This window comes from Streptomyces sp. NPDC031365 (genome assembly GCF_055569765.1).
Genome location: NZ_JBVIIM010000012.1, coordinates 70,364 through 89,344, shown reverse-complemented (window position 1 = coordinate 89,344; position 18,981 = coordinate 70,364). Strand labels below are relative to the sequence as shown.

At 72.9% G+C, this 18,981-nt stretch carries 18 protein-coding genes; 10 read left to right on the top strand and 8 right to left on the bottom strand.

From position 1 onward, the window contains the following. The first annotated feature begins 350 nt into the window (after positions 1-350). The 4 genes from ACZ5C2_RS19510 (at position 351) to ACZ5C2_RS19495 (ending at position 3,101) form a co-directional block, all read left to right on the top strand. On the top strand, positions 351-593 hold the full coding sequence (locus tag ACZ5C2_RS19510) for a DUF397 domain-containing protein (protein ID WP_468792501.1): 243 nt from the start codon (positions 351-353) through the stop codon (positions 591-593). A gap of 146 nt (positions 594-739) precedes the next feature. Next, complete coding sequence (locus tag ACZ5C2_RS19505; protein ID WP_468792499.1) at positions 740-1,642, top strand: universal stress protein; 903 nt, start codon at positions 740-742, stop codon at positions 1,640-1,642. A gap of 302 nt (positions 1,643-1,944) precedes the next feature. Beyond that, entirely contained in the window at positions 1,945-2,547 is a 603-nt protein-coding gene (locus tag ACZ5C2_RS19500) for a CGNR zinc finger domain-containing protein (RefSeq protein ID WP_468792496.1), read from the top strand. Between the two features lie 56 nt (positions 2,548-2,603). Continuing rightward, positions 2,604-3,101: a hypothetical protein gene (locus ACZ5C2_RS19495; protein ID WP_468792494.1), complete on the top strand. Its 498-nt coding sequence runs from the start codon at positions 2,604-2,606 to the stop codon at positions 3,099-3,101. A 63-nt stretch (positions 3,102-3,164) separates the two neighbouring features. On the opposite strand, the gene ACZ5C2_RS19490 is transcribed toward ACZ5C2_RS19495, so the two are convergent. Both ACZ5C2_RS19490 and ACZ5C2_RS19485 read right to left on the bottom strand, forming a co-directional pair. Continuing rightward, on the bottom strand, positions 3,165-5,129 hold the full coding sequence (locus tag ACZ5C2_RS19490) for an N-acetylmuramoyl-L-alanine amidase (RefSeq protein ID WP_468792491.1): 1,965 nt from the start codon (positions 5,127-5,129) through the stop codon (positions 3,165-3,167). Positions 5,130-5,333: 204 nt separating this feature from the next. Then, positions 5,334-6,461, bottom strand: coding sequence for an aminoglycoside phosphotransferase family protein (locus tag ACZ5C2_RS19485; RefSeq protein WP_468792488.1), 1,128 nt, complete (start codon positions 6,459-6,461; stop codon positions 5,334-5,336). 233 nt (positions 6,462-6,694) lie between these two features. On the opposite strand from ACZ5C2_RS19485, the gene ACZ5C2_RS19480 reads away from it, so the two are divergent. Beyond that, positions 6,695-8,185 (top strand): DNA-binding protein NsdB, encoded by a 1,491-nt coding sequence (locus ACZ5C2_RS19480; protein ID WP_468792486.1) that lies wholly within the window; start codon positions 6,695-6,697, stop codon positions 8,183-8,185. 21 nt (positions 8,186-8,206) lie between these two features. On the opposite strand, the gene ACZ5C2_RS19475 is transcribed toward ACZ5C2_RS19480, so the two are convergent. The 3 genes from ACZ5C2_RS19475 to ACZ5C2_RS19465 form a co-directional block, all read right to left on the bottom strand. After that, positions 8,207-9,631, bottom strand: a complete 1,425-nt coding sequence (locus ACZ5C2_RS19475) for a PP2C family protein-serine/threonine phosphatase (protein WP_468792483.1) — start codon at positions 9,629-9,631, stop codon at positions 8,207-8,209. A 294-nt stretch (positions 9,632-9,925) separates the two neighbouring features. Further along, positions 9,926-11,020, bottom strand: coding sequence for a baeRF3 domain-containing protein (locus ACZ5C2_RS19470; protein WP_468792481.1), 1,095 nt, complete (start codon positions 11,018-11,020; stop codon positions 9,926-9,928). Positions 11,021-11,433: 413 nt separating this feature from the next. Then, on the bottom strand, positions 11,434-13,035 hold the full coding sequence (locus tag ACZ5C2_RS19465) for an alpha/beta fold hydrolase (protein ID WP_468792478.1): 1,602 nt from the start codon (positions 13,033-13,035) through the stop codon (positions 11,434-11,436). A gap of 275 nt (positions 13,036-13,310) precedes the next feature. Between ACZ5C2_RS19465 and ACZ5C2_RS19460 the strand changes: the two genes are divergently transcribed. After that, entirely contained in the window at positions 13,311-13,529 is a 219-nt protein-coding gene (locus ACZ5C2_RS19460; RefSeq protein ID WP_468792476.1) for a hypothetical protein, read from the top strand. A 62-nt stretch (positions 13,530-13,591) separates the two neighbouring features. Here the strand turns inward: ACZ5C2_RS19460 and ACZ5C2_RS19455 are convergent, their stop codons facing one another. Beyond that, positions 13,592-14,077: a nucleoside deaminase gene (locus ACZ5C2_RS19455; RefSeq protein ID WP_468792473.1), complete on the bottom strand. Its 486-nt coding sequence runs from the start codon at positions 14,075-14,077 to the stop codon at positions 13,592-13,594. A gap of 83 nt (positions 14,078-14,160) precedes the next feature. On the opposite strand from ACZ5C2_RS19455, the gene ACZ5C2_RS19450 reads away from it, so the two are divergent. Both ACZ5C2_RS19450 and ACZ5C2_RS19445 read left to right on the top strand, forming a co-directional pair. Next, complete coding sequence (locus ACZ5C2_RS19450; RefSeq protein WP_468792470.1) at positions 14,161-14,943, top strand: GNAT family N-acetyltransferase; 783 nt, start codon at positions 14,161-14,163, stop codon at positions 14,941-14,943. Positions 14,944-15,014: 71 nt separating this feature from the next. Beyond that, complete coding sequence (locus tag ACZ5C2_RS19445) at positions 15,015-15,152, top strand: hypothetical protein (protein ID WP_468792468.1); 138 nt, start codon at positions 15,015-15,017, stop codon at positions 15,150-15,152. 18 nt (positions 15,153-15,170) lie between these two features. On the opposite strand, the gene ACZ5C2_RS19440 is transcribed toward ACZ5C2_RS19445, so the two are convergent. Both ACZ5C2_RS19440 and ACZ5C2_RS19435 read right to left on the bottom strand, forming a co-directional pair. Next, complete coding sequence (locus ACZ5C2_RS19440; protein WP_468792465.1) at positions 15,171-15,434, bottom strand: GlsB/YeaQ/YmgE family stress response membrane protein; 264 nt, start codon at positions 15,432-15,434, stop codon at positions 15,171-15,173. Between the two features lie 134 nt (positions 15,435-15,568). After that, positions 15,569-16,009 carry an SPW repeat protein gene (locus ACZ5C2_RS19435; RefSeq protein ID WP_468792462.1) on the bottom strand — a complete coding sequence of 147 codons (441 nt, stop codon included), beginning with the start codon at positions 16,007-16,009 and terminating at the stop codon, positions 15,569-15,571. 159 nt (positions 16,010-16,168) lie between these two features. Between ACZ5C2_RS19435 and ACZ5C2_RS19430 the strand changes: the two genes are divergently transcribed. Continuing rightward, a complete protein-coding gene (locus ACZ5C2_RS19430) occupies positions 16,169-16,678 on the top strand; it encodes a MarR family winged helix-turn-helix transcriptional regulator (protein WP_468792460.1) in 510 nt (169 codons plus the stop codon). Between the two features lie 113 nt (positions 16,679-16,791). Next, positions 16,792-18,879 (top strand): MMPL family transporter, encoded by a 2,088-nt coding sequence (locus ACZ5C2_RS19425; protein ID WP_468792457.1) that lies wholly within the window; start codon positions 16,792-16,794, stop codon positions 18,877-18,879. Positions 18,880-18,981 lie beyond the last annotated feature (102 nt).

Below are 18,981 nucleotides of genomic sequence, written 5' to 3'. Positions count from 1 at the left end.
ATCCGGACGCGTCTTCGCAGAGTGCGGTGCCCTCGGCGCGCGTCGGGCCGGCGGCGACGGCGCCGACCCGGACACCGGCGGAGCCCCTGACGGGAGCCACGGCGAGTGCGCTCCTCGTACAGGCCGAAGGCCACGACGCAGGACACGGCGTCGTCGGGGGCGGCCGCCACCGGCTCCGCTGCGCCGTCGAGGTCCGGCAGGACGTCCGGCGTACGGAGGCCGCGTCGCGCGCGGTGTCACGCACGGCCATCGTGACGACCCGGGCCCGCCGGTACTTCCTTCGCGGCCTGTCGGGGCCACGACCCGGTCGCTAGGCTGACCGCGGACGACGAATCGGGAGGAGCACGGACGTGGCCGACAGCACCACCCAGCAGCGCCCGCTCACGGGCTGGGACAAGCCGGACCTTGACCTCAGCAACGCGCAGTGGCAGTCCAGCAGCCGAGGCAGGGGCGATGTCCAGATCGCCTTCGTGGAGGGATTCATCGCCATGCGCAACAGTGGCCGCCCGGAAAGCCCTTCCCTGATCTTCACCCCCGCCGAGTGGGGCGCGTTCGTTTCGGGAGCACGCGAGGGGGAGTTCGACCTGACCTGAGCGGTTCGCCTCCGGACGGCGGCCGGCCGCGGGGGAGTGTTCCCCGCGTTTTTCCGGACACGCGAGCCGAAGTGCCGACGCCGGGCCGTGCCTGAGTCAGGCTGGCCCCGGGAAGGCGAAGATCGTACTCCGGAGGCGAGGAACTTATGAGCACCCAGCCGGTCGTCGCGGCGGTCGACGGTTCGGAAGACAGCCTGCTAGCCCTTGAGTGGGCCCTCGACGCCGCCCGTCGGCGCGAGGCCCCGCTGCGGATCGCGCACGTACGCCAGTACGCCCCCTGGACGCGACCGGAGGTGCTGGCCGCCGGGCCGCCCGACCCCGGCGAGGACCCCGTTCTCGACCAGGTGCGTGGCCACCTGGCGAAGCAGATCGCACTTCCGGCCGTCGAATATGTCGCGCTGGAGGGCGCGCCCGGGGCACTGCTGCCCGAGATGGGGGCGACAGCCGGGCTACTGGTGCTCGGCTCCCGGGGGCGCGGGGGTTTCGCCAGCCTGCTGCTCGGTTCCAATTCCCTGGCAGCGGCCCGCGATGCCGAGTGCCCCGTCGTCGTGGTACCCCGGCCGGGAAACGGTGCCGACGGCGACCGGCCCGCCGGGGCGGGCCGGCCCGTGGTGGTCGGCCTGAACGCGGACAGCCCCGACGAGGCCACGCCGGCCTTCGCCTTCGCCGAGGCGGCCCTGCGCGGTGCCCGGCTCCGGATCGTCGTCGCCTATCCGTGGCCGTTGCGGACCTGGATGCTGCCGGGTGAGATGCCGCCGCCGGACATCGACCAGGACGCGGTCGAACACGAGACACGGTTGCTCGCCGAGGGGTTCCTCGCCCCGCACCGGGAACGGCACGCCGGGGTCACCGCCGAGCTCGAGGTGCTGCCGGGCGACGCCGCCGGTCATCTTGTCGAGGCGTCCCAGGACGCGGAGTTGGTCGTCGTGGGGCGGCATCGGCGCCGGCTCCTGGCTCCCGCCCGGATGATGGGGTCGGTCACCCAGGCGGTGCTGCTCCACGCGGCGAGCCCGGTGGCGGTCGTACCGCCGACTCCGCCGGAGGAGTAGCCGGGCGCGGCTGCGGACCGTCGTGCCGCCGGGGTGGCCAACCACGGAGTCTGGGCGGAACCACGGAGTCTGGGCGGGTGCGGGTGCGGGTGCGGGTGCGGGTGCGGGTGCGGGTGCGGGGTGCGGCTCGGCGCGCCGGGCGGGCCCTCCGCTCTCGGCTTCCCCCCTCCCGGCTTCGCCCGATCGGGGGGATCCCCATCGCCCCGGATGCCTCCGGGCCCACGAGGCACCGGGAGGAGGCGCGACGGCCCGCAGCCGGCCGGGGCCGGCTCATGGGAACGGGCGCCTTTATCATGACCGGCATGCGGGACTCGACCAGCCGGGACACCCGGCTCGCACTGGACCTCGCCCTCACCATCCGCCATGACGGCAACGGCGGGGTCACCGACGACCTGACCGATCCCGCAGGCCTCACCGCGTGGGTGCACACGCACCCGGAGACGCTCCCCGGCGCCGACCGTTACCGTGCCGGCGCCGCCGACCTCCCCGCCGTCCGCGACCTCCGCACCGCCCTGCGCACCCTCCTGGCCCATGCCGTCCGCCCGGCGCGGCCGAGCTCCGCGGACGCGGCCCGCCTCCTGCCCGTGCCCGAGGCACTGCGGTGCCTGAACGAGGCGGCCGCCCGCACCCCCACCGTCCCCGCCCTGGCCTGGGACGAGGGCGACGACCCCGTCGTACGGCGCCGGCCCGCCCCGGCCGGCGAGGACGACCTGACCGCCGCCCTCGCACAGGCCGCCATCGGGTTCCTCGCGAGCCCCGACCGGGAGCGGCTGCGCGCCTGCCACGCGCCGCGCTGTGTGCGCTACTTCCTGAGGGATCACCCGCGCCAGGAGTGGTGCAAACCGTCCTGCGGCAACCGCGCCCGGGTGGCGCGCCACCACGAGCGGCAGCGGCGGGCCGGGTAACACCGACGGGCTCGCCCGGGCGTCCCCATGCCGGTCCGGGCACGTACCATGGCGGCATGTCGTTCCTCCGCCGCCGCAGTGCCACGCCCGCCGGGCCCGACTTCGACGTCCTGGCCATGGACCCGGGCGACTGGCCCGGCAACCTGGGTGCCGGACTGCTGCCAGCCCCCGACGGAAGCTGCCAGGGTGTCTTCCTGCGGTACGACCTGTTCGGCGGTCGCGGCCCGGCGATGATCATCGGCAATCTGCCCGAGGGCTCCCCGGCGCGGGAGGTCCCCGAGGGCGAGGTCCCCTTCGAGGTCGGACAGCTGCTGCTGGCGCTGGAGAACGACGAGGAGGTGACCGTCGTCGCTACCGAGGACGTGCCCGTGATGCAGGGGGACAACCTGCTGATCGTGCGCCGCGTCAAGCTCTCCGAGAGCCGGATCTCCTGCGTGCAGTTCGACCGCAGCGACAACGTCCTGGTGACCATCGCCGCCTGGGACCGCCCCATCACCGACGACCTGTACGCCCTCCTCAAGCCGCTGCCGGCGGAGCTGTTCCAGCAGGGCTGACACGAGAGGGCCGGGTCCTGTGGGCTGTGGGGACCCGGCCCTCTCGCTACGTCCTGCGCGCCGCTACGACGACTTCACCGTGACGTCCGCCGCGCGTACGAAGCCGACCCGGTGGCCGAACTGGATCTCGTAGTACAGATCCTTGCCCCGCACCACCCGGTGCGAGGCCCCGTCGAAGGTCACCGCGTAGTAGTACTCGCCGGGCACGGTGCCCCCGGTCACGTACTTCTGGCCGCTGAGCACCGTGTACGGCAGCGGTGACACCGCCTGCGCCGGTACGCCCTCCGGGTAGGCCTCCTTTTCCGGGTACGCCCTCCCGTACACGGGCACCGAGTCGAGTCCCTCCCTCGGGGTCACGACCCTGCCCTTCGTGGGGACCGCGGTGGGGTGCTTCCCGGGGTTCCTGAACCAGGCCTTCTGACCGAGGTACCAGATGGCGGTCCAGTCGCCCCAACGGTCGGCGACCGCGTACTGCTGGCCCGTGGAGACCCGCGACGACAGGTCGTTCACCCCGGTGGTCGGGGCCGAACCGAGACCGATGTCCCTGATCAGCGGGGAACTCTCGTCATGGTCGGAGTACAGTCGCACGGCGCTGGACCCGTGGGTGGCGCACGGCTCACCCGCCGTCTCGCAGCCGGTGAAGACCGGCCGGTTGGCGGCGTAGCCGGGCCGGATCGTCACGACGCCGGAATGCTTGCCGGCCGTTGCCTCCAGCGGGCGGCCGAGCAGCTCGAAGTAGTGCCGCCAGTCCCAGTACGGTCCGGGATCGGTGTGCATCCCGGGAATGTTCGCCGAGGTCGGCCCGGGCACCGTGTCATGGCCGAGGATGTGCTGCCGGTCCAGCGGAATGCCGTACTTCCTGGCGAGGTACGTCACCAGCCTGGCCGAGGACCGGTACATCGCCTCGGTGTACCAGGCGTCCGGTTCCGCCAGGAAACCCTCGTGCTCCAGGCCGATCGACCCCGCGTTGACGTACCAGTTGCCCGCGTGCCAGGCCACGTCCTTCGCCTTCACATGCTGGGCGATATGACCGTCGGTGGAGCGCAGGCTGTACTGCCAGGACACGTAGGTGGGGTCCTGCACCATGTCGAGGACGCCTTCCCAGGCGCCCTCCGTGTCATGGACGACGATGTACCGGATCGGTTGCGACGCCGGCCGGTTTCCCAGGTCGTGGTTGCCGTAGTCGCCGTCCCCGAACTCCTCGTACGGCGCCGGGATCCACTCGCACGACACGGTCTTCGGGCATTCCGTGCCGGCGGCGGAGGCGGTGCGCAGCCCGGCGCGGTCCAGTGCCGAGGTGTCGGGCAGGAGGCCGGGGCGGGCGTCCAGGGTGACCTGCTGTCCCGCGTCCGTGACCCGAGCCTGGCCGGCGCGGATCACCTCGTACACGTCGTTCGCGTACGTCACCGCCGACGTGGTGTCGTCCGCGCCGGAGAAGAGCGCCACGGCCGCGTACCAGTCCGCGGGGTCTTCGGTCTTCGGCCCGCCCAGCTCGCGTTGGGCCTCGGCCAGCAGTGCGGCGCCGCCCGCCACGTTCGCGGCCGGGTCCTCGCGCAGCTGTCCGGGGCTCAGACCGGTCAGCCGGGCCGCCCTGGGCAGCGTGGTGAGCCGGTCCGGCAACTCGGCGGTGTGCGGCGTCCCCGCCCCGGGGCGCAGCGGTGGTCGGGCGTCGTCGCCGCGGGGATCCTCCGTGCCCTCGCCGTGGTGGTCGGCTGCGGCGAGCGCGGTGCGTGCGTCCGTGAGGTGCATCGGCCCGTAGCCGCCGGTCACACTCGGGGCCCCACCGTGCGCGTCCCAGCGGGACTGCAGATAGGAGACGCCCAGCAGCACGCTCTGCGGCACGTCGTACTCGGCGGACGCGGCGGCGAACGCCTGTTGCAGGCGGGCGGTGGCCGGCGGGGCCGGGGTGGGCGCTGCGCCCAGCAGGGGCAGCGTCAGGGCGGCAGCGGCGAGGGCGCAGAGGGCGCCGCGGACGGCGCGGCGTGACGGCCCGGCCGTGCGGCCGGGGTCGGTGGGGGGGTGTCGCAATGCAGCCTCCTGGGACGGACGGGCACGGTGCGCCGGGGTGCGCCGAGCGGTGCGTGTCAGTGCTACCGGTCGGCTGACAATCCGTCAATCATGCCGGGGAGGTGTGCGGTTCCCTGTCCGTCGGGCCTGCGATGCGTCAGTGGCGTACACCAATGGTCCCGTGAGGGACGACGACTGCCCGCGGTTGCGGGCAGTCGGTCGGTTTCAGCGGGTGCCGACCGCCGCGCGCACCGCGCGGCGGGCCAGCTGGCAGTCGTCGTGGAGGCGGCGGAGGAGCAGGCGCTGTTCCTCGCCGGAGGGTGCGGTGCCCGGGTGGGCCGCCGGGGCCGTCTCGTGCATCGAGCGCTGCACGGCCGTCTCGTAGGTACGGATCTCCCTGGTCAGCACCAGCATCAGGTTGACCAGGAAGGCGTCCCGCGAGGCGGGGCCCGCCGACTGGGCGATCTGGCTGATCTGGCGCCGGGCCGCCGGTGCGTCCCCGAGGACCGCCCACAGCGTCGCCAGGTCGTAGCCCGGCAGGTACCAGCCCGCGTGCTCCCAGTCCACCAGCACCGGACCGGCCGGTGAGATCAGCATGTTCGACAGCAGCGCGTCGCCGTGGCAGAACTGGCCCATGCTCTGCCGCCCGGTCGTCAGCGCGATGCCGTGCAGCAGCTTCTGCAGGTCGCCGAGGTCCCGGTCGGTGAGCAGTCCCAGCTCGTGGTACCGGGAGATGCGGGCCGCGTAGTCCAGCGGCGCGTCGAACGTCCCGGCCGGCGGCCGCCAGGAGTTCAGCCGGCAGATCGCGCCGAGTGCCGCCCTGATGTCCGCCCGCGGTGGTGCCTGGGCCGGGTGCCGCTGGAGCGCCGCCACGCGGCCGGGCAGCCGCTCGATCACCAGCGTGCAGTTGTCCGGATCCGCCGCGATCAGCCGGGGCGCCCGCACGGGTGGGCGGTGCCGGACGAACGAGCGGTATGCCGCTATTTCGTGGCGGATCCGCTCGCTCCACGCGGGAGAGTGGTCGAGTAAGCACTTGGCGACCGCGGTGTTCCGGCCGGTGGTGCCGACCAGGAGGACGGACCTGCCGGTGCGGCGCAGCACCTGGACCGGTGCGAACTCCGGACAGATGCGGTGCACCGAGGCGATCGCGGTGCGCAGTTGGGCGCCCTGCGGACCGGACAGGTCGAGCCGCCCGCTGAGCGGCTGGGTGCCCGGTCCCGCGGTCCGGCGTGCGCTGCCCGCGCCGGGCACGGGGGCCGCCGGCCGTGCGGGGGAGAGGTAGGGGCCGCTGTCCGAAGGGCGCGGACGCAGCGGCCGGGGCGGGGCGGACACGGAGGACGATGCTGCGTACATGGGTGATACAGATCCCTTCGTGTGCCTGCGACGTCAGTGCACCACCCGCCCCGGCCGCCCGGCGCACCCTGGGGAATGTCCCTGCGGCGACGGGGTCGTGGTGGCGCGTTCCTACTCGACACCCGAGGGCCCCTGGCACACCATCTGGCGCACCCTGGCGAACCCTGGCGAATAGTCGCCCGGCAACCCGCACCGGGCTACTGTCAACTCAGCCGAGAACCTGGGGGCTTGATGTGAGCGGACAACCCAACACCCGGCTCTCGGACCTGTTCGGCCTGGCCGGCTGGTCCAAGGGCGAACTCGCGAGGCTGGTCAACCGGCAGGCGGCGGCCATGGGCCACCCCCAGCTGGCGACCGACACCTCCCGGGTGCGGCGGTGGATCGACATGGGAGAGATCCCGCGCGATCCCGTACCGCGGGTGCTGGCGGCTCTGTTCACCGAGCGTCTCGGCCGTGTCGTGACCATCGAGGATCTCGGTCTGGTCCGGCACGGGCGTACGGGGAAACGGCCACGCCCCGGGAGTGCGGAACATCCCGACGGAGTGCCGTGGGCGCCCGAGCGGACAGCCGAGGTCCTCACCGAATTCACGGGAATGGACCTCATGCTCAACCGACGCGGCCTGGTGGGCGCGGGCGCCGCGCTCACCGCGGGCTCCGCACTCAGCAGCGCCATGCACGAGTGGCTGCACACCGATCCGGCACTGACCGCCGACGCTCCCCGACTCGACCACCCCCTGCGCGCCGACCCCGCCGGGTTCGACCGCTACGAGGCCGCTCCCATCGGCTCGCAGGAGATCGAGGAACTGGAGCGCTCCGTGGAGGTGTTCCGCGCCTGGGACGCCGCCCGGGGCGGCGGCCTGCAGCGCAAGGCGGTGGTCGGCCAGCTCAACGAGGTGGGCGGCATGCTCGCCTACCACCATCCACCCCATCTCCAGCGGCGTCTGTGGGGCGTCGCCGCCAACCTCGCCGTGCTCGCCGGCTGGATGTCCCACGACGTCGGCATGGAACCCACGGCTCAGAAGTACTTCGTCATCGCGGCCCACGCGGCCCGGGAGGGAGGCGACCGCCCGCGCGCCGGTGAGGCGCTGTCCCGGGCGGCCCGTCAGATGGTGCATCTGGGCCGGCCCGACGAGGCGCTGGACCTGATGAAGCTCGCCCAGTCCGGCTCGGGCGAGGAAGTGCTGCCGCGCACCCGCGCGATGTTCCACACCGTCGAGGCCTGGGCGCAGGCGTCCATGGGCAAGGGTCAGGCGATGCGCCGCACCCTGGGCCGCGCCGAGGACCTGTTCGTCTCCGACAAGGGGGACGTGCCGCCGCCGAACTGGATGCAGTTGTTCAACGAGGCGGACCTGTACGGCATGCAGGCGCTGGCGTACCGGACGCTCGCGGAGTTCGAGCCGGACGCGGCCGCGCACGCCCAGCACTACGCGGACAAGGCGCTGGCCCTCAGGGTCGAGGCACAGCAGCGGTCGAAGATCTTCGACTTCCTGTCCATGGCCTCCGCCTGCTTCATCGCCGACGATCCGGAACAGGCGGACCGGTTCGCGCGCCTCGCCCTGGTGTCGATGGGGCAGAACTCCTCGCGCCGCACCTGGGACCGGCTGCGCCAGATGTACCGGCTCACCGCCGAGTACTCCTCGTACCCGAGGATCCAGGAACTCCGGGAGGAGATCGAACTGGCGCTGCCCAAGCCCAGGAGCAAGGGCGGCAGCGTCCAGGCGTGAGGGTCCGGCTCCGCGGTGCCGCTACGAGGCGACCCGGGCCACCAGCACGCAGGCGTGGTCCTCGCGCGCTCCCTCGCCGAACTCCCGTACCACGGCCCGGACGCAGTCCTGCGCGGTGCGGGCCCCGGCGAAGCCGGGAGCGAGGCCGAGGAGCCGGTGGGCGGCGGTGGCTCCGGCATGTCCGGGCACCAGCCCGTCGGTGTGCAGCAGCAGAAGATCACCGACCTCGAGGGTCTCCTCGGCCTGTCCGTAGGAGGAGCCCGACGCGGCACCGAGCAGCACGCCCCGCGGCGCGTCCAGTGCCCGCCCCGTCCCGCCGCGGAACAGCAGCGGGACGGGGTGCCCGGCCTGCGCCCACACCAGTGAGCGGGTCAGGGGCCGGTAGTGCAGGCAGGCGGCACTGCCCAGGGCCGGCTGCGCGGTGACGTCCAGTAACCGGTTCAGACAGGCGAGCAACGGGCCCGGTTCGGTGCCGGTCATCGCCATGCCGCGCACGGCGCCGAGCAGCATCGCCATGCCGGAGGCCGCGCCGGCCCCGCTCCCCGTCAGGTCGCCGACGCTGAGCAGCGTGCTGCCGTCGGACAGTTCCAGGGCGTCGTACCAGTCACCGGCGACCGGCGCGTGCGCCGACGGCGGCAGATGGGCGGCGGCGACGTCCAGGGTCCGCGGCCCGTCGTGCGGGAGCCGCAGGGAGCCGCGCCATCGTGGCAGCACGGCCTCCTGCAGCTCGACCGCGATCCGGTGCTCGGTCCGCGCCGCGGCGTGCCCGTGGTGGTGCAGCGAGTCACGGGTCTCGCTCACCGCCCGCCGGCAGCGGCGCAGTTCGCTGACGTCGCGCAGCACCGCCCACATCGATGCGGTGCTGCCGTCGGAACCGAGTACCGGTTCGCCCATCATGTGCACGGTCCGTACGCCCTCGTCCGCGCCCAGGACGCGGAACTCCCCGTCGATCGGCCGGCCGTCGACCAGGCAGCCGGTGACCATCGCCGTCAGTCCGGACCGGTCCTCGTCGAGTACCAGCGACGGCAGTTCGTCGAGGGAGAGCGGGGGAGCTGCCGGGTCGCGGCCCAGGACGCGGTACAACTCCTCGGACCAGCTCACCTCGTCCGTGAGCAGGTTCCACTCCGCGCTGCCGACCCGGCTGAGCAGGGAGTCGGGCCGCGGCACGGACGGCTCGGCGCGGTCCGCGGCGGACGGACCGGGCACGCACAGCGGGTCCTCCCGCAGCTGGGCCAGGTGCCGGTCCAGGTCGTCGAGTTGGTGCAGCGCCAGGTCGTACAGCGCGCGCCGCCAGCGTTCCCGCGGGTCCGCCGCGTCGTCCGGCGTGTCACGGCGTACGGCGTCCACGTCGCCCTTGAGCCGCCGGGCCTGCGAGATGAGCGCGTCGACCGGGCCGCGTGAGGGCGGCTGGGCGGCTTGGCGGTCCGCGGAGAGGTGGGACGGCATGACGCACTCCGATGCGGGACGGTACGGCCTTCAGGCCGGCGGAGAGACCGTTACGACTGTCGCACAGCCCGCGACGGCCTGTAAGGGATTCGGCAACACACGATAAGGCGGTGCCGACGGCATATGCCACCGTCTTCACGGGTTACCCGGAGGTATGTCCCGGTGGTGCGATGGGCGCTCCAAGTCCCATGGTACGCAAGTGATTTGGTTCGTCGGCGCCACGGGGGAGTCGTTCACTCGCACGTTCGACGCTCAGGCGTTCGGTCGCGGAGTGACCGGCGGGTAGCCCCGCATTCAGTAGCGCAGGACCGCGGCCATCCCGTCCGCGTCCCCGAGGGTGCCGTCCGGGACGAAGCGGACGTCGGCGCCCGTCTCCAGGCACTGCTCGACGATCTCGTCCACGATGTCCTCGCGGGCGTCCAGGTCCCCGTCCTCGGCGATGACGAGATGGTCGCCCGCGTCGCGCACCGCGATCCGGTAGTTCTCCTCGACGGCCAGGAGCCGGATCCGGCCCTCCCGGGCGCTCTGCCACAACTCGTCGACCCCGGCCGCGAACTCCTTGCGCCCCCGCGCCGATTCCAGGGACCGGGCCACGTCCTCGGTGCTCTTGCGCGTCTCGTCCTCGAGCACCGGCCGCAGGGCCTGCCAGACCGCCTCGGGCGTCCCGTGCGCGAGCCCGCCGTGCTGGACGTGTACGGCGTCCTTGGCCACGCTGCCGGCCTCGCAGAGCAGGGACAGGGCGGCAGGCTCACCGGTGATGTACAGCGGTCGGGGATGATGGCGCAGCAGTGCGCCCATCGCCGTGTCGGCCTCGCGCAGGAACCGGCGGGTGCCCTCGTCCCGGAAGTTGCTCGGCTGGTCGCCGACCCGCTCCTGCCGCTCGGCGTCGAAGTTGGGTTCCTCGCGGACGAGCGGGAAACCGCCGGCGCGTTCCTCGGCGACCCGGTCCACGCCGCCGTTCCACAGGGTGGCGCGGTCGGCGGACACGGACAGCACCCAGAACGGCCGTTCCGAGGTGTGCGCGGAGACGAGGTTGCGGGTCAGGAAGGTGTCCGAGAGGACGACCCGCTCGGGCACGCTGCGGGCGAGGGACCACACCTGGTGCTCACCCGGGGCGGCGAAGATGGCCAGGCCGTCCTCCGTGTGGGACAGGTCGATCTCCGCCAGGGCCCGGTCGAGCTCCCGGGCCACATCGGTGCGCCGCTCCCGGGTGACCGCGGGATCGTCCTCCAGCTTCTTCTTGGCCTCGGCCACCATGTTGCGCAGCCGGACCGCGTCCTGGGCGTTGAGGGGCTCGCGCCGGTGCGTCGGCGTCAGCACGGACACCGCGGGGTAGGGGCGCGGGCGGCGAAGCTCGGCAAGGGTCGCGGGACTCAGATCGTGCTCCATGACAGCACCATAGGGCGGATTCCGCGGCAGGGCATTTGGGGCAAAGTCCCCGGCGTGCGCGTACGGGCTGGGGAGACAGGCCGGTGCCCCCCCGCCGGCCGGCGGGGGGAGGCGAGTGCCGGTGATGCGTCCGGTCGTGGGGCGGTGTGGGCGGCGGGGACGGACCGGGTCCGGCGGCTTGGGGCGGGCGCGGCGGTGTGGTCGGCCGGGTCCGGGGTGGGCGGGTGTGCGGGGACCGCTCGGCAGGGGTGGCGGGACGGCGGGGCTGTACGGGCCGGGGGCGTCCGTGGTGGGCGGGGACCTCCGGCGTCCGCTGCCGTGCGCCTGTCCGGCGCTCCTCCGTGCCTGACGCTCCTCCGTGCCCGGTGCTCCTCCGTGCCCGGGTGGCCGCGAGCCCGTTCAGGGGCGGCCGGTCAGACCCGGTCGTCGTCCTCCGAGCCGCAGGAACTGCCGCTCGGGGGCAGGGATCCGTGCAGCAGGAAGTCGTCGATCTTGCGGTGGACGCACTCGGAGGAACCGTAGCCGGTGTGGCCCTCGTTGCGGTTGTCCAGCACCACGGCGGCGGAACCGAGCCGCTCGGCCGTCTGCACGGTCCAGCGGTACGGCGTGGCCGGGTCGCCCCGCGTGCCGACCAGCAGCATCTTCGGTGTGTCGAGGTCCTTGACCTTCTCCCGGATGTAGTCGGTGCCCATGGGCCGGCCGTAGCACAGCACCACCTGGGCGAGCCGGTACCGCCCGAAGACCGCAGAGGCCTCCTCGTAGACGGTCCGCAGCCGGGCCAGGTCCCGGGTCAGACGCTCGGCTTCGGGACGGTCGGGGTCGTCCGCGCAGTTCACCGCCATCAGCGCCGCCGGCAGATTGTCCAGCGGCACCTCCTCGGGGTCGGCCAGGGGGTCGTCGGCCCGCTGCGGAGCGGGCAGCGCCGCCCCGCCGGTCGCGAGGGCCTCCACCCCGCTGGTGTCCCCGTCCTCGACGAGCTGGGCGAGCGCCCGCTGCAGCAGCGGCCACATCTCCTTGGTGTACAGACCCTGTCCGAGGGCGCCGGCCAGATCCTGGCCGGTGAACTCGTAACCGAAGTCGGTCGGGACCGGGTTGTCGTCGAGCGAGGCGACCAGTTCCACGACCTGCTCGCGGGCGTCGCGCACGTCCTGCCCGAACGGACAGGCGAGTTCCTCGGTGCACCACGTGAGGAAGTTCTCCAGAGCGGTCTGCTGCCCCCGCGCACTCGCCAGCCCCTGTTCGGCCAGCGGCTCCGTCAGGGTGTCGACGCCGTCCAGCGCCATGCGCCCCACCTTCTGGGGGAACCGGGCCGCGTACACCGCGCCGAGCCGGGTCCCGTAGGAGAATCCCAGGTAGTTGAGCTTCTTGTCGCCGAGTGCCTGGCGCATCACATCGAGGTCGCGTGCGACGTCCACGGTGCCGATGTGCTCGAGGACGGGGCCCGAGTGCTCGGCGCACTCGGCGGCCACCTCGCGCAACTGCCGCAGCGTCGCACGCGGATCGGCCAGCTCCTCCCCGTCGGTCGCCTCAAGCGCCCGGCCGGTCGCGTCGGCGCCGCAGCTGACCGGAGAGGAGCGGCCGACGCCGCGGGGATCGAAGGAGACGACGTCGTAGCCGTCGGTCAGGTCCAGGAAGTCCTTACGGCCGTGGGCGAGCCCCAGCACCCCCGAACCGCCCGGACCGCCGAAGTTCAGCACCACCGAGCCCCGGGGCTCGTCGGAGGCCCGGTAACGGGCGAGGGCCAGTTCGAGGGTGCCCTCGCCGGGCTCGGCGTAGTCGAGGGGCACGGTGATCTTCCCGCACTGCAGGTCCTTTGGCAGGTCCATGCCCTCGCATGCCGACCATGTGATCTTCTGGTCGTAGAACCGGTCGAGGTCGGCGCCGGTGCGGCCGTTCGCCGTCAGGCCTGTGCCCAGCAGGGCCAGCCCGACCACCCCGGCTGCCGCGCAGCGCCTGACCGAGGGGCGCACCGCGTACCGCCGGAGACGGGCCCGCTTGGACAGCTTGACCGGCATCGATGCCTCCAGGGGCGCCCCGTCCGGCGCCCTCGCCCACCATAAGCGGGCCCCGGGGACGTCGCCTGTCGGCACGGCGGCGGCACTCCCGGTGCCCGGACCGCACGTTCGTCCGCCGTGGGTTCGACGTGACTTTGCCCGGAGTTCGAGCGACGGGACCCCCGATGGGGTGAACCGGTTGCGGCACACGGATGAGCCGTGACCCGGATGCCGTAGCCGCGTTCTGTCCGGTGCGGGCGGGGCGCTCGCGACCCAGTCCGGAAGGTGGGGAACCCATGAGACAGGCGACCGGGACTCCTGCGGAAGGCCTCGACATTCACGCCGGGGGTGCCCCGTGCACTCCCCGACCGGCGCCGCACGCGGCCCCGCGGGACGCCGTCGCCCTCGCCGGCACGGGCGCCGACCGGCCGCTGCCGGTCCGCGGGACCGGCGCCGCGCTCTTCCTGGGCGGAGTCGCCCTGTACCGCCGCGCCCGCCCCCGGACCGACGGCTGACCGCTCGAGGCAAGGATCAGCCCCGCGGGGTCCCGCCCGCACCACCCGCCGGGCCTCGCGGGTCAGCCGCGTCCGCGGTGGAAACGCCGGTGCAACTCCCTGACCTCATCGGCCAGTCCGGGGACGGGTCCGGCCACGGCGACGCCCGGGGCGATCTCCCGGACGGGCAGCGTCCGCACCGGCGGGGCGGGCACCCCCAGCTCCGCCAGCCAGGTCGCCAGCTGCTCGGAGCTGGCGACGTACACGATGCGTCCGAGGCCCACCCAGGCGTGTGCGGCGGCGCACATCGGGCAGTGCTCCCCGGAGGTGTACACCGTGGCCGTGGCCCGTTCGCCGGGGGACATGTGCGCTGCCGACCAGCGCGCCAGCTCGAACTCGGGGTGCCGGGTGCGGTCCCCGGAGGCCACGCGGTTGTGGTCCTCGGCGAGCACCGTGCCGTCGCCGCCGACCAGGACCGAACCGAACGGCTCGTCACCGGACTCCAGCGCCTCGGCCGCCAGCTCCACGCAGCGTCGCAGGTGGGGCAGTTCCTCATCCTTCACGACCACGGTCCGGCCTCCTCGGGACAGCTTGATCGACAGCAACCCTAATCCCGTTGCCCCCGGCAGCGGCCCGTGGTGGACTCGCCCGCATGGACCGTGCCGCCGTACTCACCCTGTTCGACCGCGACATGCGCGAGGGAGCACGGCCCGACGGACCCGGCGCGCACGTCGAACGGGTCGGCGGTGTCGTGCGCCAGACCGCGCCCGCTTACGGCTGGAACGGTGTTGTCTGGTCCGCCGTGGAGCCGGTGGACGCCGACGCGGTGATCGCGGAGCAGATCGCGTACTTCACCGGGCTGGGACGCGAGTTCGAATGGAAGCTGTACGGCCATGATCTCCCGGCGGACCTCGGGCGGCGGCTGGTGGCGGCCGGGTTCACGCCCGAACCGGACGAAACTCTCATGATCGGCGAGATCGCCGGGCTCTCGCTCGGCACCGAGCCACCCGAGGGCGTCCGTATCGTGCCCGTCACCGACGAAGCGGGCGTCGGCCTGGTGGCCGAGGTGCACGAGAAGGCATTCGGGGCCGACGCCTCCCGGTTCCGCCGGCAGTTGCTCGACCAGCTGACCGCAGCCCCGGACGCCGTCGTCGCCGTCCTGGCCCTGGCCGGCGACGAGCCGGTGAGCGCGGCTCGCATGGAGCTGGTACCGGATGCCAGGTTCGCCGGGCTGTGGGGCGGCGGCACCGTCCGGGACTGGCGGGGACGCGGTATCTACCGTGCCCTGGTGACCCACCGGGCCCGGGTCGCCGCGGACCGCGGCTACCGCTACCTCCAGGTCGACGCCTCGGACCAGAGTCGCCCGATCCTCGAACGCCTCGGCTTCGCCGCCCTCACCACGACCACTCCGTACGTGTACGGGTCCGAGCAGTAGGGCACGGCATCCCCTTCCAGCCCTCGCGCCTCCGGGCCGTTCGACGACGTGTTCATGGCCGGTACGCCGAGATGTTCTACCAGAACACCGAGCCGCAGATCCTGGACTCCACGGCCTTCGAGCGGGCCTTCGGCAGGGCGCCGACGCCGCTCGAAGAGACCGTGGACGCGACGGTGACCTGGTACGAGCGGTGGCTGTCCCGCCGGTGACGAGGGTCGTCGCGGTCGTCAGCGGCGGGCCTTCGCCCGGTCCAGTGCTGCCACCCCCGCCGCGGCGAGGCCGATCTGGATCAGCCATTCCACCCAGTCGACGCCCTTGGTGTCGGCCACCCCGAAGGCCGCGGCGATCGCCGAGCCGATCAGCGCGGCCACGATGCCGACGAGGATCGTCCACAGAACCCCGATGCGCTGGCGGCCCGGGATCACGAGTCGGCCCAGGATGCCGATGACAATGCCGATGACGATGGCACTGATGATGCCGTCGATCTCCATCTCGCCCCATTTCCTCGAGTTCTCCGCTGCGGTGCGTCTGCCCCGGCGCCGCGCGGACAGTCCCGGCCCGGGCAGAAAAGGGCCGGCCCGCCGCTGAGGCGGCCCGGCCCTCGCCTTCTCCCTTCGCCGGGGGGCTACGACTCGGGCGCGCTCCTGGCCGCCGTGGCGGCGCAGACCGCGCCCAGCACCACGGCAAGGGCGCCGATGACGACGTTGTTCCAGATCACGCCGGCGTCAGGGCTGTTGCCGACGATCCACGGCGAGATGATCATCCACGCGCCCAGGGCGCACATGGCCCAGCTGAGGCCGTACATGCGCGCCGGGGCCGCGGTGAACCCCAGGGCGAGCAGTCCGATCGCGATGCCCACGATGAGGTTGTGGGTCACGAGCGCCGGCTGGCTCGTCGTGTAGTGGAGGATCCACGGGGACACCGCACAGTAGAGGCCGAGCAGGAACACCGGACCGTCCACAAGGGCCACATCGCGACCGCCGAGCATACGGTCGTAGCGTGCCCGCATTTCCGGCGCATCGGGGTGGCTCCTGATGTCACCGCGCGGGTGCGAGACGTTGGCCATGAGTCGTCTCCTTCGACTAGCGGGTCTGACCGCTTCCAGCGGTACGGGTGGAATACCGCGCTTTCCTATTCTGTACTTATTTCTCCCTTATGTGTAGAGCTCGGCGAGGACTGGGGCGTGGACCGGGGCCGGTCGCCGGGGCTTCTATAGGGTGACCACGTGGCCACAGCAGACGACGCGGAGCGGGAGGCGGCGGGACGGGGCGGAATCCCGGCGCCGGAGGAGGCCGACCTCCAGGCCTTCGCCGTCCAGCTGCGCAGGATGAACGGCGAAATCAACCGCATGGCCCACGGTTTCGCGCACCGCAACGGCCTGCATGTCACCGATGTCCAGGCGCTCGCGGCGATCCTGGACGCGGACGAGCCGATGACCCCGGGCCGGCTCAGGGAACACCTCGGGCTCACCTCGGGGGCGGTGACCGCGTGCGTGGACCGGCTGGAGCGTGCTGGGCATGTCACCCGGGTGCGGGAGAGCAGCGACCGCAGGGTGGTCCACCTCTACTACGCGGCCGACGCCAGGACGGCTGCCCGGACGTACTTCCGCCCGCTCGCGCAGGCCGCGGGTTCGGCCCTCGCTCGCTTCGAAGGCGCCGAACTCGCCGCAGCTCTCAGGTTTCTGACCGCGCTGAACGAGGAACTAGCGCTCCGCGGAGCCTCCGGGCGGCCCTGACCGCGCGGCCCGGCCGTATCGCTGAACGGTGTGGTCTACGATCACAAGCGCAATCTACTTCAATAATTGAGATTGTTATTCATTCAGATGATTCTCGCCGCACCTGGAGAGCGATGAACGCGTCATCACGATGGGCCCGCCGGCTCGTTCCCGTCCTGCTGGTCATCGTGTGGCTGGGCATCGGCGGGGCGTTCGGCTCCTACGCCGGCAGGCTCGGCGAGGTGGCCACCAACGACCAGGCCGGCTTCCTGCCGCGCAGCGCCGAATCCACCGAGGTCATCGAGGAGCAGAAGGCCTTCCGGCAGGACGAGACGCTGCCGGCGATCGTCCTGTGGACCGCCGACGAGGGCGGCCCGGTGAAGGACCGGCAGGGCGAGGCCACCCGCTCGCTCGCCTCCCTCGCCGGCACTCCCGGCATCGTCGGCAGGGCCTCCCCGGCCATCCTCTCCGAGGACGGTGAGGCGCTCGAAGGGGTCGTCCAGCTGGAACCCGCCGGAGGGGACCGCCTCGCCGAGACCCTCGAACGCATCCGTACGGCGGCCGGACAGGTCCGGGGCGCCACGGTCCAGGTGGCCGGACCCGCCGCGACCCAGGCCGACCTGTCCGACGCCTTCGCCGGGGTCGACGGCCTGCTGCTCGGTGTCGCGCTGGCAGCCGTCCTGGTGATCCTCGTCCTGGTGTACCGGAGCGTCCTGCTGCCCCTGGTGATCATCATCTCCGCGGTCATGGCACTCGCCCTGGCCAGCGCGGTGGTGTACGCCCTCGCGGAGGCCGACATCGTGCGCGTCGACGGCCAGGTCCAGGGCATCCTGTCCATCCTCGTCATCGGCGCCGCCACCGACTACGCGCTGCTGCTCACCGCCCGCTTCCGGGAGGAGCTGACGGGACAGGACCGCTTCACCGCGATGCGGTCCGCGCTGAAGCGGACCTGGGGCACCGTCGTGGCCAGTGCCGCCACCGTCGTACTGGGTCTGCTCGCCCTGCTGCTCAGCGACCTCACCAACACCCGCGCGCTCGGACCGGTCGGCGCGATCGGCATCGCCTGCTCCGTGCTCAGCACCCTGACCTTCCTGCCCGCGGTGCTGGTCCTGCTCGGCCGCGCCGCCTACTGGCCCGCGAAGCCGCGCACCACCGAGGACCGGCGCACCGGTGACGGCGTGTGGCAGCGGGTCGCCTCCCTCGTCGACCGCGCCCCGCGCAAGGTCTGGGCGTTCACACTGGCGGGACTCGTCGTGTGCGCCGCCTTCTCGCCGGCCCTCACCTCCAAGGGCGTTCCGCTCGACGAGACCTTCGTCAACGACGCGCCCTCGGTGGCCGCCCAGCGCACCCTCTCCGAGCACTTCCCCGGCGGCTCCGGCAACCCCACCGTCGTCATCGCCGACGCCGGCCGGCTGGACCGGGTGGTGTCCGCGGCCGAGGACACCGAGGGCGTCGCCTCGGCTGCCGGAGTCACGGCCTCCGGGCGTCCCGGCGGTGAACCGCTGGTGATCGACGGGCGGGTCCGTGTCGACGTCACCCTCGAGGCCGCCTCCGACAGCGATGCCGCGAAGGACACCGTGGCCAGGCTGCGCACCTCCCTGCACGCCGTCCCCGGCGCGGACGCCCTCGTCGGGGGCTACACGGCCCAGCAGTACGACACCCTGCGGACGGCGGAACGGGACCGAGGCCTCATCGTTCCGGTGGTCCTCGTCGTCATCTTCCTCGTGCTGACCGTGCTGCTGCGCTCGCTGCTGATGCCCGCGCTGCTCGTCGCCACCGTCGCGGTCAACTTCCTGGCCACGCTGGGCGTTTCCGCACTGGTCTTCCCGCACGTGTTCGGTTTCACCGGTACCGACCCCTCGGTGCCGCTGTACGGCTTCGTGTTCCTGGTGGCCCTCGGCGTCGACTACAACATCTTCCTCATGTCCCGGGTCAGGGAGGAGTCGCTGCGTCACGGCGCCCGCCAGGGCGTGCTGCGCGGGCTGGTCAGCACCGGCGGAGTGATCACCTCGGCCGGCGTGGTGCTGGCCGCGACCTTCGCGGCGCTCGGGGTGATCCCCCTGGCCTTCCTGGCGCAGGTCGCCTTCATCGTGGCCTTCGGTGTCCTCCTCGACACGCTGGTCGTCCGCTCCCTGCTGGTGCCCGCCCTCGCCCTGGATCTCGGCCCCGTCGCCTGGTGGCCGGGCCGGCTCGCGAAGGAGCGCGAGGAGGCGCGGAACTGACCTTCCAGCGGCCCGCGTCGCGTCCTCGCACCGAGCCGCCCGTACATGTCCGGCGCGATCCGGGGCAACCGGAACACACGGACGACGAACGGCAGAGGGCCG